Here is a 14,045-nt window from a genome sequence, read left to right as displayed (position 1 = left end):
AGATTTAAACTTTACCGACGTAAGAACATCGGTCTTGGCTCGTTCACATCGCCTTGGTAAGCAATTGAAAAAGACTTATGCAGAGCAAGGGCTTTTTCTAAATCAACTTCGTCATTGAATTGGAAGCTGTTAAAACCAACGCGAAGTAGATAGCCAAGCTGATCTGGAATGAAATTACCCAGGGCACGGATTTCGCCTTTGTAGCCTAGACGTTCGCGCAGTAGGCGAGCGTAAGAAAAACCGCGACCATCGACAAACGCAGGAAAGTTAACGCCAATGACATCAAACTGGTTTAAGTCGATCTCAGCGAGTGCTTCAGTGCCTTCTCCGGCGTCAATCCAGATACCCGCCACTGGGCCGATATTGTCTTGTTCTGTTAGCCATTTAGACATGGGTACAATCGCTGACTCAGACGCAGCTGATTCTTTGTCTTGTTGCCATGTGTATAGATTGTCGACGATCTCGCCGTTCTTAATTAGCTTTGGCATAAGCGGCCTCTTTAAATGGTGTGATGCCAACGCGGCGGTAAGTGTCAATAAAGCGTTCTTCATCCGTACGATTGCTAACATAAACGTCCATTAGCTTTTGGATGACTTGGCTGATTTCTTCTTGAGCGAAAGAAGGGCCGAGGATTTTGCCGATGCTGGCATCGTGACCAGATGCACCGCCGATAGACACTTGGTAGAACTCTTGACCTTTTTTATCAACGCCAAGAATACCAATGTTGCCTACGTGGTGGTGACCACAGGCGTTCATACAGCCAGAAATATTCAGGTCGATGTTGCCAAGATCGTATAAGTAATCAAGGTTATCGAAGGTGTTCTGAATTTGCTCTGCAATCGGAATGGATTTTGCGTTAGCTAGGGCGCAGAAATCACCACCAGGGCAGCAAATCATGTCCGTTAATAGACCCAGTGTTGGTGTGGCAAAGCCCGCTTCTTTCGCCGCTTCCCATACGTCAACCAGCTGGTCTTGGCGAACGTCGGACAAAACTAGGTTTTGTTCATGGCTAACGCGAAGCTCACCAAAGCTGAATTGGTCAGCCAGATTGGCGGCTTTTTCCATTTGCTCAGAGGTCGCGTCGCCTGGCGCTTGACCGGCTTTTTTCAGGGTCAAGGTGACGATGCGGTAGCCCGCTTTTTTATGCTCAAATGTGTTGCGCTCATACCAGCGCGCAAATCCAGCGCTGCTCGCTAGTTTGCTTGATAGTGACTCAGGGTTGTTGTCTAGCGTTTCGTAAGCCGGCTCAGTGAAGAAGCTTTGTAGACGTTCGAATTCACTCATTGGTACTGTGCTTTCTTTACCACGTAAGTGAACCCATTCCGCTTCTACACGGTTACGGAATTCTTCAATACCCAGGGCTTTCACAAGAATTTTGATGCGCGCCTTGTATTTGTTATCGCGGCGACCTTGTTGGTTATAAACACGGATAATCGCGTCAAGGTAGGTCAATAGATCGGTGCGAGGCAAGAATTCATTGATGGTCACGCCAACCATAGGCGTACGGCCAAGACCGCCACCAACGATGACTTTAAAGCCGATTTCACCCGCGTCGTTCTGTTTGATGTGCAAACCGATGTCGTGAACTTGTGTTGCAGCGCGATCGGCAGACTCTGTCGCATTAACGGCAATTTTAAATTTACGCGGCAAGAAGGCAAACTCAGGGTGGAAGGTCGACCACTGACGAATTAATTCGCAATATGGGCGAGGGTCCACGACTTCATCAGCGATAACGCCAGCGTATTGGTCTGTCGTTGTGTTACGAATACAGTTTCCACTGGTTTGAACGGCGTGCATCTGAACCTTAGCCAGTTCGGCAAGAATGTCAGGAACGTCTTCAAGTTTAGGCCAGTTTAATTGTAGATTCTGACGGGTGCTAAAGTGCCCATAAGCGCGGTCATAGCGACGGCTGATGTCCGCTAGAGTACGCAACTGATCGCTTGATAGCATGCCGTATGGAATGGCGATACGTAGCATTGGGGCGTAGCGTTGAACATAAAGCCCATTTTGTAAGCGTAGCGGTAAGAATTCTTGTTCGCTCAACTCGTCGTTAAGATAGCGGCGTGTTTGGTCGCGGAATTGCGCTACACGCTCATCAACAAGCTGTTGGTCAATTGCGTCGTATTGATACATAAAGTAATAAACCGTCGTTAATAAATTTTCAGTTGCGCTACTCTACCAAAAATCCTTTATTCTAAAAATGAATATTTATCTATATCTATAGCGGTTTTGCTAATAAGGCTTATTAAGATTGAACAATGCGCAAATAAAGAAAAAATACCTTACTTTTTTACTGGGTCTTTGGATTTGCTGGTCATCTGCTGTAATATGACGGTATTGACAGTGTGGCCGATTTTAGAAGGGTTATTATGAATATTACTATTACTGATGGCGCTCAAGAGTACTTATCTTCATTGCTTGAGAAACAAGGAGTTGAAGGTATTGCTGTGCGTATATTTATCCAGCAGCCTGGCACCCCATATGCGGAAACGTGTTTGGCGTATTGCCGTCCTGATGAAGTGAACGAAACGGACGAAATTTTAAATCTGCCTAAGTTAAAAGTCTACATTGAGAAAAACTCAGTGAACTTCTTAGACGACGCCTTTGTGGATTATGCCACTGAAAAAATGGGTGGTCAGCTAACTATTAAGGCGCCTAATGCTAAAATGCCAAAAGTCAGTGCAGATAGCCCAATTGAAGATCAAATCAATTATGTGCTGTATTCTGATATCAACCCAGGTTTGGCGTCTCACGGTGGTGAAGTAAGCTTGGTAGAAGTTATTGATGGGCAAGTGGCGATATTGCAGTTTGGTGGTGGTTGCCAAGGTTGTAGTGCCGTTGATTTGACATTAAAAGAAGGTGTTGAGAAAACATTGATTGAAAAAGTGCCAGGTTTGACCGCGGTGAAAGACGCAACCGACCATACGGTCACTGATAACGCCTTTATGTAATCTTGATAAATACTAAAAAGGGGACCTTGATCGCTGATCAAGGTCCCCTTTTTTATTGCGCTCGTTGGCGGCAATAGAATGCGTTGCAGGTCTAGCTGCGATCGCGTTTTGGCAAAACGTCTTTAAGTTGCTGCGCCATGGTTAACAATGTGGTTTCCGTTGTTTCCCAGTCGATGCAGGCGTCTGTAATAGACACGCCGTATTGCAGATCGTTTTTATCAGCAGGCACTTTCTGATTGCCCCAGCCAATATTACTTTCGATCATCAAGCCCATAATAGATTGGTTGCCGTCTAGGATTTGCTGTGTAGCGTCTTCCACAACCGTTACTTGGCGTTCAGGTTTCTTGTTCGAGTTCTCGTGAGAGCTGTCGATCATGATGTTGTGTTTTAGGCTGGCTGAGGTTAATGCCGCTTCCGCTTTGGCAACATTCGCCGCATCGTAGTTTGGTAGGCCATTGCCGCCACGAAGTACCACATGACCGTATTCATTGCCTTTAGTGTTAACGATGGCAACTTGGCCTTCTTCGTTAATGCCTAGGAAAGAGTGTGGATGCGAGACGGATTGCATGGCATTGACCGCGACAGACATGGAACCATCTGTGCCATTTTTAAAACCAACTGGGCCAGACAGGCCAGACGCCATTTCTCGGTGAGTCTGTGATTCTGTGGTGCGTGCACCAATCGCAGACCAGCTGATCAAGTCTTGAATGTATTGTGGTGAAATAGGGTCTAATGCTTCTGTTGCCAACGGCAAGCCCATTTCAGCTAGGTCGATTAATAACTTACGACCGATGTGCAAACCTTTGTCGATGTCGAAGCTGCCATCTAGGTTTGGATCGTTAATTAAGCCTTTCCAGCCAACCGTAGTACGAGGTTTTTCAAAGTAGGCGCGCATAATAATGTAAAGCGAGTCGTCTACTTTAGCCGCGAGTTCTTTTAAGCGACGGGCATAATCCAGTGCCGCTTCTGTGTCATGAATAGAGCAAGGGCCAATGACGATGGCTAGGCGATGATCTTTGCCATCCATGATGTTTTTGATGGTTTCACGAGCTGCAGTGACGCCATGGCTTACGGCATCACTGACTGGCAAATCTTGTTTTAGTTTTGTGGGGGTTACCAAAGAGGTAAAGGAGGCTATGTTTAAGTCCTCAAGGCGTGTATTACTCATTACGGAGTTTCCTGCTTACTGCATTTTTAGTGATAGCGTTTAACAGTATCTTGTTTTTGGCTTTTAATGAACCGCTACACACTGGTTTTCTAGCGTTTTTTTAGAAGAATAGGTATTTCAGTCCAAAAGCCATTAAGGCGGTAGCCAAAACGGGCTGCAAAACCTTATTCGGCACGAAGGTGGAAATTTGTGTGCCTAAATAAATGGCTGGGATTGAGCCAATTAATAGGCCTGCCAATAGGGTGTAATCGACATTGCCCAGAAACACGTGGCCCAAGCCCGCGACCAAGGTTAATGGCACTGCGTGGGCTAGGTCTGTGCCGACGATGTTTTTTGCCCGCATAATAGGGAACAGCAGCATCATAATGGCGGTACCAAGGGCGCCCGCTCCAACTGACGTGAGTGTGACTAAGATGCCGAGGATAATGCCGCAAAAGAAAATGACCTTAAGGCTGCGAGACTCTTCCATTTGAAAATCAAAACGGGTCAATAGTTTGCCGCGAAAGGTAATGACCAGCGCGGTCACTAATAACATAATGCCCAATGTGGCGGTCAAAATTTGCTGGTAATGGTCGGGTTTTTCAAACTGCGACAGGGCCAGTACAGTAATAAAAGAGGCAGGAAGGCTGCCTGCGGTCATGGCGCCAACGATTTTCCAGTTTACATTGCCGCGTTTGGCGTGGAGATACACGCCAGTACTTTTAGCGATGCCTGCGTACATCAGGTCTGTCCCAATGGCGATGTGTGGTGGAAAACCAAATAACAATAATAGAGGGGTCATTAAAGAACCGCCGCCAACACCTGTGATACCTACGGCAAGGCCTACTGCGGCGCCGGCAAAAATATACCAAATAAAATCCATCGTAATCTTTCTTTCGCTGATTTAAGCTAGCAACACTAGAGGTTTTTCTCTATTCTATAAAGTAATGTTTTCTTCTGTTTTTAACTCTTTTTGGAATAAGGTGGTCGATGAAGTTACAGCAGCTTAGATATATTTGGGAAGTAGCACGTCATGACTTAAATGTCTCGGCTACTGCGCAGAGCCTCTACACTTCACAACCTGGCGTGAGTAAGCAGATTCGCCTGTTAGAAGATGAGTTGGGTGTCGAGGTGTTTGCTCGTAGTGGTAAACATCTTACTCATGTGACGCCGGCGGGTGAAAAGATCATTGAATTGGCTGGCGAGATTCTGAATCAAACTCAGAATATTAAGCGTGTGGCCAAAGAGTTCAGTGATGAGCGTAAGGGGTCTCTTGATATCGCCACTACGCATACTCAAGCCCGTTATGCGCTGCCAAATATTATCCATGAGTATATGGAGAGTTACCCAGAAGTGACTTTGCATATGCATCAGGGAACGCCGATGCAAATTGCTGAAATGGCCAATGATGGTGTGGTTGATTTTGCGATTGCCACAGAAGCGCTTGAGCAGTTTGGTAATTTGGTGATGTTGCCTTGTTATACTTGGAACCGATCCGTTGTGGTGCCGAAAGATCATCCTTTGGCGCAAGTGGACGTTTTGACCTTAGAGGCGCTGGCGTCTTACCCTATTGTGACCTATGTGTTTGGTTTTACTGGACGCTCTCAGCTGGATCAGGCGTTTTTAGATGCGGAACTTGAGCCTAATGTTGTGTTTACTGCGGCCGACTCTGACGTCATTAAAACCTATGTTCGTCTTGGTTTGGGGGTGGGGATTGTGGCGTCAATGGCATACGATGCCTCGCAAGATACGGATTTGGTTGCGTTGGACGCCTCGCATCTCTTCGCGGACAGCTGCACCAAAATTGGTATTCGCAGTAATACTTTTATTCGTGGTTATATGTATAAGTTCATCGAATCGTTTGCCCCACATTTAACAAAAGACCTCGTTATTGAGGCCATGGAAGCGCCCAATAGACAAGATGTGGATGCGCTTTTCCAGGGGATTGTATTGCCGCGATTTTGAATCAATGGCGTTGAATAAAAAAGCCCTTTTTCGTTAGGAAAAAGGGCTTTTTTCGTTTAATTGGCGAGCTTGAGGGCGAGTTCTGCAATGCGTTTGCCTTGTGCTTCGCAGAGGGAGATCTCGTCTTTGCTGAGCGTGTTTTCGCTGGTCGCTGTGGCTAAATGGCTAGCGCCGTAAGGCGTGCCACCAGTCACTGTATTGATGAGAGCCTTGTGTTTATAGGGTAGTCCTGCCCAAATCATGCCGTGGTGTAATAACGGTGTCATCATGGATTGGAGGCACTGTTCGTGTCCGCCATGCATTGAGCTGGCGCTGGTGAAAGCGCAGGCAGGTTTGTCTATTAATCCTCCTGTCATCCATATGGTGGAGGTTTGATCAATAAAGTGTTTGAGCGGTGCGGCCATGGCGCCAAAGTAAGAAGGCGAGCCCAGCGCAAGCCCTGCGCAATCGGTAAGTTCGTCTAGGGTGGCGTATGGTGCGCCATCGGTTGGTATTGGGTCTGCAGTGGCCTCGGATATTTCTGAGACAGGAGGCACTTGGCGTACTTTTGCTTCGATGTTATTGACGCTGTTCACGCCTCGAGCAATGTATTTCGCCATTTCAGAAACAGAACCATGACGGCTATAGAAAAGGATAAGAACGTAGGGTGTGCTCATTAGAATAGTTCCAGCACTTGTTCGGGTGGTCGTCCTAGTTTCGCTTTGTCATTGTGGATCACAATAGGGCGTTCAATAAGAATGGGGTTGTTGTGCATGGCTTGAATGCGTTCTTCATCGCTGCTGTCTTTGTTGAGTCCCAGTTCTTTGTAAATGGATTCCTTAGTGCGCATTAATTCGATGGGAGTTAGCGCCAGTTGCGTTAATAGCGTTTCAATTTCTTCGATGCTAGGTGGTGTTTGAAGATATAGGCGAACCTCAGGTTGAAGGCCTTTTTCTTCTAAGAGTGCGAGCGTTTGTCGAGATTTTGAACAGCGTGGATTGTGGTAAATGGTGGTCATGGATTTTCCTTTTTCTTTGAGAGGCAGAAGAGGGAAGAGCGTAATCACTCGGCGAGGTGCCGAGTGATTGGTGATGCGGCTATTTTAGGCCAAAGATGAACTCAACGGCCTTGTCGGTCGCGATGTCTTGGTTTTCACCTTGGGTGCGGTTTTTGTATTCTAGGGTGTTATTTGCTAGGCCTTTATCGCCAACCACTAAGCGATGCGGGATGCCTAGAAGTTCGCAGTCTGCAAATTTAACGCCAGGGCGCTCTTTACGGTCGTCGAGCAAAACGTCTAAGCCTTTCGCTTTTAGTTCGCTGTATAAGCGATCGCATTCCGTGCGAACGGCGTCTGATTTGTCGTAGTTCATGGCAATAATGGCCACATCAAACGGCGCAATGCTTTCAGGCCATAGAATGCCTTTGTCATCAAAGTTTTGTTCAATGGCGGCCGCTACAATACGAGAAACGCCGATGCCGTAACACCCCATGTGCATCACTTGAGCTTTGCCGTTTTCATTTAGAACGGTTGCGTTTAGGGCTTCAGCGTATTGTTGGCCAAGTTGGAAAATATGACCGACTTCAATGCCGCGTTTGATCACAATGGTGCCTTTGCCGTCTGGAGAAGGATCACCTTCTACGACATTGCGCAAATCGGCTACTTCAAAATCAGGGCAGTCTCTTTCCCAGTTTAAGCCAGTAACGTGGTAATCGTCTTTGTTTGCGCCGGCGCAGAAATCGGACATGACGGCAGCAGAGCGGTCAGCAATAATGCGAATGCCTTTTTCTTTTAGGCCTTGTGGGCCAATGGAGCCAGGTGCACAACCAATGTGAGTGAGAATCTCATCTTCATCAGCAAATTCAAAAGGAGAAACGATGCCATCCAGTTTTTCTACTTTCAGTTCGTTAATGGTGTGGTCGCCGCGTAAAACCAGCGCCACAATGGTGCTGTTTTCATTGGCATCAATGCCTTTAACCAACATGGTTTTGACTGTTTTTGTGACGTCTAATGTTAAGAATTCCGCCACTTTTTGGATGGTTTTGCAATCCGGAGTGAAAACTTCAGTCACATCTTGTGTTGCAGGGTCTGCTTTCTCTTTTAGAGTAATGGCTTCTGCTAACTCAACGTTGGCAGCAAAATCAGACGCGTCACTGAAGGCGATATCGTCTTCGCCTGAATCCGCTAATACATGAAACTCATGTGAATACGCACCACCAATGCTGCCAGTGTCGGCAAGTACTGGGCGGTAATCTAAGCCAATGCGATCAAACACATTGCAGTAGGCTTGGTGCATTACGTCGTATGTTTCTTGCAGTGATTCTGGGCTCACATGGAAAGAGTAGGCGTCTTTCATGGAGAATTCACGAGAGCGCATCACGCCAAAGCGAGGGCGGACTTCGTCGCGGAATTTTGTCTGAATTTGGAAGAAAGTCGCAGGCAGCTGTTTGTAGCTGGTTAGCTCGTTACGAGACAAGTCTGTGATGACTTCTTCGTGGGTTGGGCCTAAGCAGTAATCACGACCGTGGCGGTCTACCAAACGAAGAAGTTCAGGACCGTATTTTTGCCAGCGGCCAGATTCTTGCCATAGCTCTGCAGGCTGAACGCCAGGCATGATGACTTCCAGGGCGCCTGCTTTTTCCATCTCATCTCTAACGATGCTTTCGACTTTGCGGAAAACTTTAACGCCAGTTGGCAGCCAAGTGTATAAGCCTTTTGAAATTTGGCGGATCATGCCGGCGCGTACCATAAGTTGGTGGCTAGTAACGACGGCATCGGTTGGTGCATCACGTAATGTGGAGAACAAATAATTGCTTGCGCGCATGATAATAGTGTCTATGTCTGAATGTTAAAGTGTAAAACTCTGTGTTCTAGCCGGCGAAACGAGGTTCAATTTGGCCCGTTACATCGGTTTCAAGAGCGAAGATTCCGCCTGCTTGAGGGAATCTTTCGAGTTCTTCTTCTGTTTGTGCTGATCGGCAGGTACTGACGAATAAAGTTTTCATCTCGGGTCCGCCAAAAGCAACCATGGTGGGGTAGGTCGCGGGGACCGGATGTTCCTCTAAAATCTCGCCTTGGGGGCTGATTTTAACCACTCGTTGGCCTTGGTACAAAGCGCTCCAATAGTTCCCTTGTGAATCGACTGCGGCGCCGTCTGGGCGGCCATTGCCTCTTGGGAACTCAATAAAGGTGCGTTTATTGGTGGCACTGCCTGTCGCTAGGTCGTAATCAAACTGATAAACGATGTGGTTTGGCGTGTCTGAATAATACATAATTTTGCCATCAGGCGAAAACGCTAAACCGTTGGATGTCCAAGCGGCTTGATCGAGCCGTTTCTCTTGGCCATTTTCAAATTGGTGGAGTGCGCCTTTGAAAGCATCTTTAGGGCTGTACATGGTGCCAGCTAGAAAACGCCCTTTAGGATCGCAGCGACCGTCATTGAAGCGTGTGGTCTTTTGGTCGTAAGTCGCTTTCCAATAAGGCGTCAATGGCGCATTAAAGTCCGTAAATTGATAAACGCCTGAGCGAAAGGCCGCAATAAATCCGCCATTTTCGCAAAGAGAAAAGCAGCCAATTTCTTCATCGAACTGACGTGTTTCTATGCTGTAAGAATCCATGCTAAAAGCATGCAGTTTAAATGCGTCAATATCAACAAAATAGAGGGTTTGGGTCTGTTCATCCCATCGTGGGCATTCTGCTAATTTAGCCTGTGCGTCCAAGACACATTGCATATCAGTCATGCTGACTCCGAGTCTCTGGGTGATTTTAAATGTAAGGGTGCTATAGTGCTTATGAAAGGGCTTATTGTAAATAGGATAGACAAAGATGTTTGAGTTAAATTCGATATTAGAGCGCGACTCTATTTTGGTTGGTAATTTTGCACTGTCACAGCTTAGGTTGATAAATGATTCTCAATTTCCTTGGCTGATATTGGTGCCGCAGAGAAATGGCGTGAGTGAGATTCATCAGCTGGTAGAAAGCGATCGCCAATTATTAATGTCTGAAAGTTGCTTGTTAGCGGAGGTTCTGCACGACGCATTTTCAGCCGACAAACTCAATATTGCAGCCATAGGTAATAAAGTGACTCAGCTTCATGTGCATCATGTGGTGCGTTTTGAGACGGATCTTTGTTGGCCTGAGCCGGTTTGGGGTAAGGTGCCTGCCGTGCCTTACAGTGAGCAAGCGTTGGCTGATGTATTGCAGAAAATCAGATCTTTACTAAATGACGATTTAACCTTGCCTGACAATAATGCTGAGCTTTACTATTAATCTGTGATTCAGGGTGTGCGCTATAGTATCAATAGCGTGGGTAAAACAGGGATAGATATTTTTATGAGTGTGCGAAGAAGAAAGAAAGCCATTAGCAAAATCATTAAGTTGCTAAATCTGGCCACTTCAACCAATACGACTGAATCCATCGTTGCATTGCGGCATGCTGAGGCCTTAATTCGACAATATAATATTGCGCAACGTGAGTTGCCTGTTGTTCAGCTGTACGATCGCACATTGCTTTATAAAGTCAGTTGGAATGGGGCAGCGCCTCGATTTATAAAGGAAACGCCCTCTAAGGCCGTCTCTAGTGACTCTGTGTATTCGCGCCGTTTTAGTGAAAAGCGTCGTGACGAGAAAAAACAAAATTCGACAGCGTCATTAGATGGTGTGGATGAATCGCTTGAACAGGAGGCGGGTTGTCAGAGTGCGGATCATGAGCTTGGTCGTCATGATGGTGTCGGCGAAGTGAAAACTGCCGCTAAGAATGACAGTATTGAAAGGGATGAAGGCGCTTCGATGTTTGAAACAAAAGAGATGTCTGAAACAAAAGAGATGTCTGAAACAAAAGAGATGCCAGAACAAAAAGAGATGTCTGAAGGTATGGAAAGTGCTTTTCCCAATAATGCAGTAAATGGCGCAGAGAAAGGGGACGGCAACGTTAAGCGTCATACCCAAGAGGCCTCAGGAAGTTTGGATAATGTTATTGATGCTGCTCAGGCTTTTCGGCCTGAGGTGCATGCTTTTGCGGAAGCGCTTAAACCCCAGCCTGCGGTCAGCGAGTCTGTGGTTGATTTTTCGGATGATGTTTACTGGAAGCAGGTGCATGAGGAGCTAGCGGATTTCGATGAGGCCGGTATTCAGGCTGAAATGGAAAGCATTAAGCAGAGATTGCAGCAATCAGAGTCGTCGCTGCAGCGAAAAAAAGCAAAGCGTCATCAACAAGAGCGCAGTGAACTCCAAAAGCGTGCCGAAAGGGCAAAAATAGAGTTAAGTTTTGAAGAGGCGATTGAAAAAGCGTTTCAGGCGCGAGCGGTGGCGTATGAGGCCTGGGAGAAAGAGCAATGTCAGCAGCGTTTAATGTGTTTGCGAGAAGAGCAAGAAGCGTTGGCCGCCTACGAAATTTTGGTTCAAGATCTGAATGATCGTGAATCGTCTCTCAATCGCCATATGCAGCGCAAAGAAGATTATCACGCGGCAAAAATAATGCACGATTTACGCCGCCACCTTGCGTTATCGGCTGCCGCCAATAAAGGCGCCTCTTCGTTTGAAAAAGTGGTTGAGATTATGGCGCAGAATGCGCTGTCATTAAAAGATTTAGAGTTTTCTGACATACAAAACAAAAGCTTGTTTATTCGCTTGCTAGAGCGAGAAAGTGCGTTGATAGCAGACGTTCATGAGCGAGAGCAGTTTACAGAAGCGATGCTAGAGAAATTTCTTAGTGCAGGGACTGTGACGCGTTCGCCCAATGTGGCAGACAATCCGATACAGCATATTCAACGTTTGCTTACTACGGCGAATAAAGGCGGGCAATTTGAAACGCAAAAATGCCTAGCGCAAGTGCAGAGATTAATGTCAGTTCACGATATCAGTGTGAGGCAAATAGGCTACGGCTATATCAAAAAATATTCTGTTTTCATCAGTCTCATTAATTGGGAGGCAGAACGCATTACGTCTTTGTCGGAGCGAGAGGCCTTTACTGCTCAAATTTTAGAAGAGTATATCCAGTATTCTGTACAAGCCCCTGAGCATTCATCTGATCAAAAAATAACACCTCGATAAAGGTCTTGCCCCTCTAATGGACGAATTAGGGGGAGCGCTCTAGTGTATTTGAATATTTATTTTGTGAATGGGCTATATATCTTGCCAAAATAGACTCTAACCCTTTCTTTGCGCCTACGCATCTTTTACCATTTCGCCTTCGATTTAATCGTAATCCTCAGCAGGAGAGATGCATGAGCATTATCAAAGAAAGTGATTTGATTGATAGCGTTGCAGACGCGCTTCAATTTATTTCTTATTACCACCCATTAGATTTTGTTAAAGCCGTACATGAGGCTTATGAAAGAGAAGAAAGTCAGGCTGCCAAAGATGCTATGGCGCAAATTCTGATTAATTCAAGAATGTGTGCTGAAGGCAAGCGTCCGATTTGCCAAGACACTGGTATTGTTACCGTTTTCATTAAGATCGGTATGAACGTTCAGTGGGAAACCACGAAGAGCGTTGCGGATATGGTGAATGAAGGTGTGCGTCGCGCTTATACGCTTCCTGATAATGTGCTTCGTGCTTCTATTCTGGCAGACCCTGCTGGTGCGCGTAAAAACACCAAAGATAACACGCCAGCCGTTATTCATATGGAAGTAGTTCCAGGTGATACGGTTGAAGTGCATGTTGCGGCGAAAGGCGGTGGTTCAGAGAATAAGTCTAAACTAGCGATGCTAAACCCTTCTGATGATATCGTTGAATGGGTGAAGAAAACCGTACCAACTATGGGCGCGGGCTGGTGTCCTCCTGGTATGTTGGGTATAGGTATTGGTGGTACGGCTGAAAAAGCCATGGTCATGGCGAAAGAATCGCTAATGGAGCCAATAGATATCCATGAGTTAAAAGAGCGCGGTCCTCAGAACCGTGTTGAAGAATTGCGCTTAGCGATATTTGATGCCGTCAATAATCTAGGCATTGGTGCACAAGGTCTGGGTGGCTTGACGACGGTTCTTGATGTGAAAATCATGGATTACCCAACGCATGCCGCGTCTTTGCCTGTTGCTATGATTCCAAACTGTGCGGCAACACGTCATGCTCACTTTGTGCTTGATGGTTCTGGTCCTGCGGATCTTGTTCCACCGTCATTGGATGACTGGCCAGAAATTACTTGGGAAGTAGGTGATAGCGTTCGTCGTGTCAACTTGAATGAGATCACGCCAGAGCAAGTAAAAGACTGGAAACCAGGTGAAACCGTCTTGCTAAATGGCAAGATGCTAACAGGTCGTGATGCTGCTCATAAGAAGATGACTGAAATGATGGCGAATGGGGAAGAGCTTCCAGTCGACCTTAAAGGACGCTTCATTTATTACGTTGGGCCAGTGGATCCAGTACGTGATGAAGCGGTTGGACCAGCAGGCCCAACAACGTCAACTCGTATGGATAAATTCACACGCAACATTCTTGATAAAACTGGCTTGCTAGGCATGATTGGTAAAGCAGAACGTGGCCCAATTGCAATCGATGCTATCAAGGAATTTGGCGCGGTTTACCTTATGGCAGTGGGCGGGGCAGCCTACCTTGTGTCTAAAGCCATCAAGAAAGCGGACGTGGTGGCCTTCCCTGAATTGGGAATGGAAGCTATTTACGAATTTGATGTAGTGGATATGCCGGTTACTGTTGCTGTTGACTCTCAAGGGACTTCCGTTCATTTGACTGGGCCAGCAGAATGGAAAGCACGTATCGAAGAGCAAGCATTAGAGCTTAAATAAGCTAGTTGCTGGGTACATGTGCACAAGATGATTAAAAAGCCACATTAATTTGTGGCTTTTTTGTTTTTAAGTGTTGCACTCTTTAATTATGTCTGTAATATACAGCCCTCGTTACGCAGAAGCGTAACCGCTCTTTAAGAATATAATCAGATAATTTGTGTGGGCGCTCGCTGGAGTCTTCAGAAGATCATCGCCGTTCGGTTTTACCGGAAGGTAGTTGATCAAAAAAATTGAAGTCTTACGAGAGTCTACAAACAATTCGC

The 14,045-nt window shown here is 46.3% G+C and carries 13 protein-coding genes; 5 read left to right on the top strand and 8 right to left on the bottom strand.

What is annotated here, in order from left to right:
* Nucleotides 1–11: 11 nt before the first annotated feature.
* Nucleotides 12–488, bottom strand: coding sequence for a DUF934 domain-containing protein (locus E0D71_RS12575; protein WP_133003670.1), 477 nt, complete (start codon nucleotides 486–488; stop codon nucleotides 12–14).
* Nucleotides 472–2,133 (bottom strand): nitrite/sulfite reductase, encoded by a 1,662-nt coding sequence (locus E0D71_RS12570; RefSeq protein ID WP_133003669.1) that lies wholly within the window; start codon nucleotides 2,131–2,133, stop codon nucleotides 472–474. The genes E0D71_RS12575 and E0D71_RS12570 overlap by 17 nt, the downstream gene beginning before the upstream one ends.
* Before the next feature lie 236 nt (nucleotides 2,134–2,369).
* On the opposite strand from E0D71_RS12570, the gene nfuA reads away from it, so the two are divergent.
* Complete coding sequence (gene nfuA, locus E0D71_RS12565) at nucleotides 2,370–2,951, top strand: Fe-S biogenesis protein NfuA (RefSeq protein WP_133003668.1); 582 nt, start codon at nucleotides 2,370–2,372, stop codon at nucleotides 2,949–2,951.
* A 91-nt stretch (nucleotides 2,952–3,042) separates the two neighbouring features.
* Here the strand turns inward: nfuA and E0D71_RS12560 are convergent, their stop codons facing one another.
* Both E0D71_RS12560 and E0D71_RS12555 read right to left on the bottom strand, forming a co-directional pair.
* A complete protein-coding gene (locus E0D71_RS12560; protein WP_133003667.1) occupies nucleotides 3,043–4,119 on the bottom strand; it encodes a 3-deoxy-7-phosphoheptulonate synthase in 1,077 nt (358 codons plus the stop codon).
* A 100-nt stretch (nucleotides 4,120–4,219) separates the two neighbouring features.
* The gene (locus tag E0D71_RS12555; RefSeq protein ID WP_133003666.1) at nucleotides 4,220–4,981 is read right to left on the bottom strand and encodes a sulfite exporter TauE/SafE family protein; all 762 of its coding nucleotides are present in this window, start codon (nucleotides 4,979–4,981) and stop codon (nucleotides 4,220–4,222) included.
* A 107-nt stretch (nucleotides 4,982–5,088) separates the two neighbouring features.
* Between E0D71_RS12555 and cysB the strand changes: the two genes are divergently transcribed.
* Nucleotides 5,089–6,063, top strand: a complete 975-nt coding sequence (gene cysB / locus E0D71_RS12550) for an HTH-type transcriptional regulator CysB (protein ID WP_133003665.1) — start codon at nucleotides 5,089–5,091, stop codon at nucleotides 6,061–6,063.
* A gap of 56 nt (nucleotides 6,064–6,119) precedes the next feature.
* Here the strand turns inward: cysB and wrbA are convergent, their stop codons facing one another.
* From wrbA to E0D71_RS12530, 4 genes are all read right to left on the bottom strand, one after another.
* Complete coding sequence (gene wrbA / locus E0D71_RS12545; protein ID WP_133003664.1) at nucleotides 6,120–6,719, bottom strand: NAD(P)H:quinone oxidoreductase; 600 nt, start codon at nucleotides 6,717–6,719, stop codon at nucleotides 6,120–6,122.
* The gene (arsC, locus tag E0D71_RS12540) at nucleotides 6,719–7,060 is read right to left on the bottom strand and encodes an arsenate reductase (glutaredoxin) (protein WP_133003663.1); all 342 of its coding nucleotides are present in this window, start codon (nucleotides 7,058–7,060) and stop codon (nucleotides 6,719–6,721) included. The genes wrbA and arsC overlap by 1 nt, the downstream gene beginning before the upstream one ends.
* A gap of 79 nt (nucleotides 7,061–7,139) precedes the next feature.
* Nucleotides 7,140–8,864, bottom strand: a complete 1,725-nt coding sequence (locus E0D71_RS12535) for a proline--tRNA ligase (protein ID WP_133003662.1) — start codon at nucleotides 8,862–8,864, stop codon at nucleotides 7,140–7,142.
* A gap of 46 nt (nucleotides 8,865–8,910) precedes the next feature.
* On the bottom strand, nucleotides 8,911–9,780 hold the full coding sequence (locus tag E0D71_RS12530) for an SMP-30/gluconolactonase/LRE family protein (RefSeq protein WP_133003661.1): 870 nt from the start codon (nucleotides 9,778–9,780) through the stop codon (nucleotides 8,911–8,913).
* 85 nt (nucleotides 9,781–9,865) lie between these two features.
* On the opposite strand from E0D71_RS12530, the gene E0D71_RS12525 reads away from it, so the two are divergent.
* From E0D71_RS12525 to E0D71_RS12515, 3 genes are all read left to right on the top strand, one after another.
* Nucleotides 9,866–10,309, top strand: a complete 444-nt coding sequence (locus E0D71_RS12525) for an HIT domain-containing protein (RefSeq protein WP_133003660.1) — start codon at nucleotides 9,866–9,868, stop codon at nucleotides 10,307–10,309.
* A gap of 63 nt (nucleotides 10,310–10,372) precedes the next feature.
* Complete coding sequence (locus E0D71_RS12520; protein WP_133003659.1) at nucleotides 10,373–12,091, top strand: DUF2786 domain-containing protein; 1,719 nt, start codon at nucleotides 10,373–10,375, stop codon at nucleotides 12,089–12,091.
* Nucleotides 12,092–12,264: 173 nt separating this feature from the next.
* On the top strand, nucleotides 12,265–13,782 hold the full coding sequence (locus E0D71_RS12515; protein ID WP_133003658.1) for a fumarate hydratase: 1,518 nt from the start codon (nucleotides 12,265–12,267) through the stop codon (nucleotides 13,780–13,782).
* Nucleotides 13,783–14,045 lie beyond the last annotated feature (263 nt).

The sequence above is a fragment of the Marinomonas sp. KMM3893 genome (assembly GCF_004352855.1).
In the GTDB taxonomy this organism is placed as follows: Bacteria; Pseudomonadota; Gammaproteobacteria; order Pseudomonadales; family Marinomonadaceae; genus Marinomonas; species Marinomonas arenicola.
The sequence above is the reverse complement of the archived record's forward strand: the minus strand, read 5'-3'. Positions and strand labels throughout refer to the sequence as shown.

Coding starts and splice junctions, on each gene's coding strand:
- E0D71_RS12525 (WP_133003660.1), top strand. CDS start 9,866: ATGTTTGAGTTAAATTCGATATTAGAGCGCGACTCTATTTTGGTTGGT.
- wrbA (WP_133003664.1), bottom strand. CDS start 6,719: ATGAGCACACCCTACGTTCTTATCCTTTTCTATAGCCGTCATGGTTCT.
- E0D71_RS12575 (WP_133003670.1), bottom strand. CDS start 488: ATGCCAAAGCTAATTAAGAACGGCGAGATCGTCGACAATCTATACACA.
- nfuA (WP_133003668.1), top strand. CDS start 2,370: ATGAATATTACTATTACTGATGGCGCTCAAGAGTACTTATCTTCATTG.
- E0D71_RS12555 (WP_133003666.1), bottom strand. CDS start 4,981: ATGGATTTTATTTGGTATATTTTTGCCGGCGCCGCAGTAGGCCTTGCC.
- E0D71_RS12560 (WP_133003667.1), bottom strand. CDS start 4,119: ATGAGTAATACACGCCTTGAGGACTTAAACATAGCCTCCTTTACCTCT.
- arsC (WP_133003663.1), bottom strand. CDS start 7,060: ATGACCACCATTTACCACAATCCACGCTGTTCAAAATCTCGACAAACG.
- E0D71_RS12520 (WP_133003659.1), top strand. CDS start 10,373: ATGAGTGTGCGAAGAAGAAAGAAAGCCATTAGCAAAATCATTAAGTTG.
- E0D71_RS12535 (WP_133003662.1), bottom strand. CDS start 8,864: ATGCGCGCAAGCAATTATTTGTTCTCCACATTACGTGATGCACCAACC.
- cysB (WP_133003665.1), top strand. CDS start 5,089: ATGAAGTTACAGCAGCTTAGATATATTTGGGAAGTAGCACGTCATGAC.
- E0D71_RS12570 (WP_133003669.1), bottom strand. CDS start 2,133: ATGTATCAATACGACGCAATTGACCAACAGCTTGTTGATGAGCGTGTA.
- E0D71_RS12530 (WP_133003661.1), bottom strand. CDS start 9,780: ATGACTGATATGCAATGTGTCTTGGACGCACAGGCTAAATTAGCAGAA.
- E0D71_RS12515 (WP_133003658.1), top strand. CDS start 12,265: ATGAGCATTATCAAAGAAAGTGATTTGATTGATAGCGTTGCAGACGCG.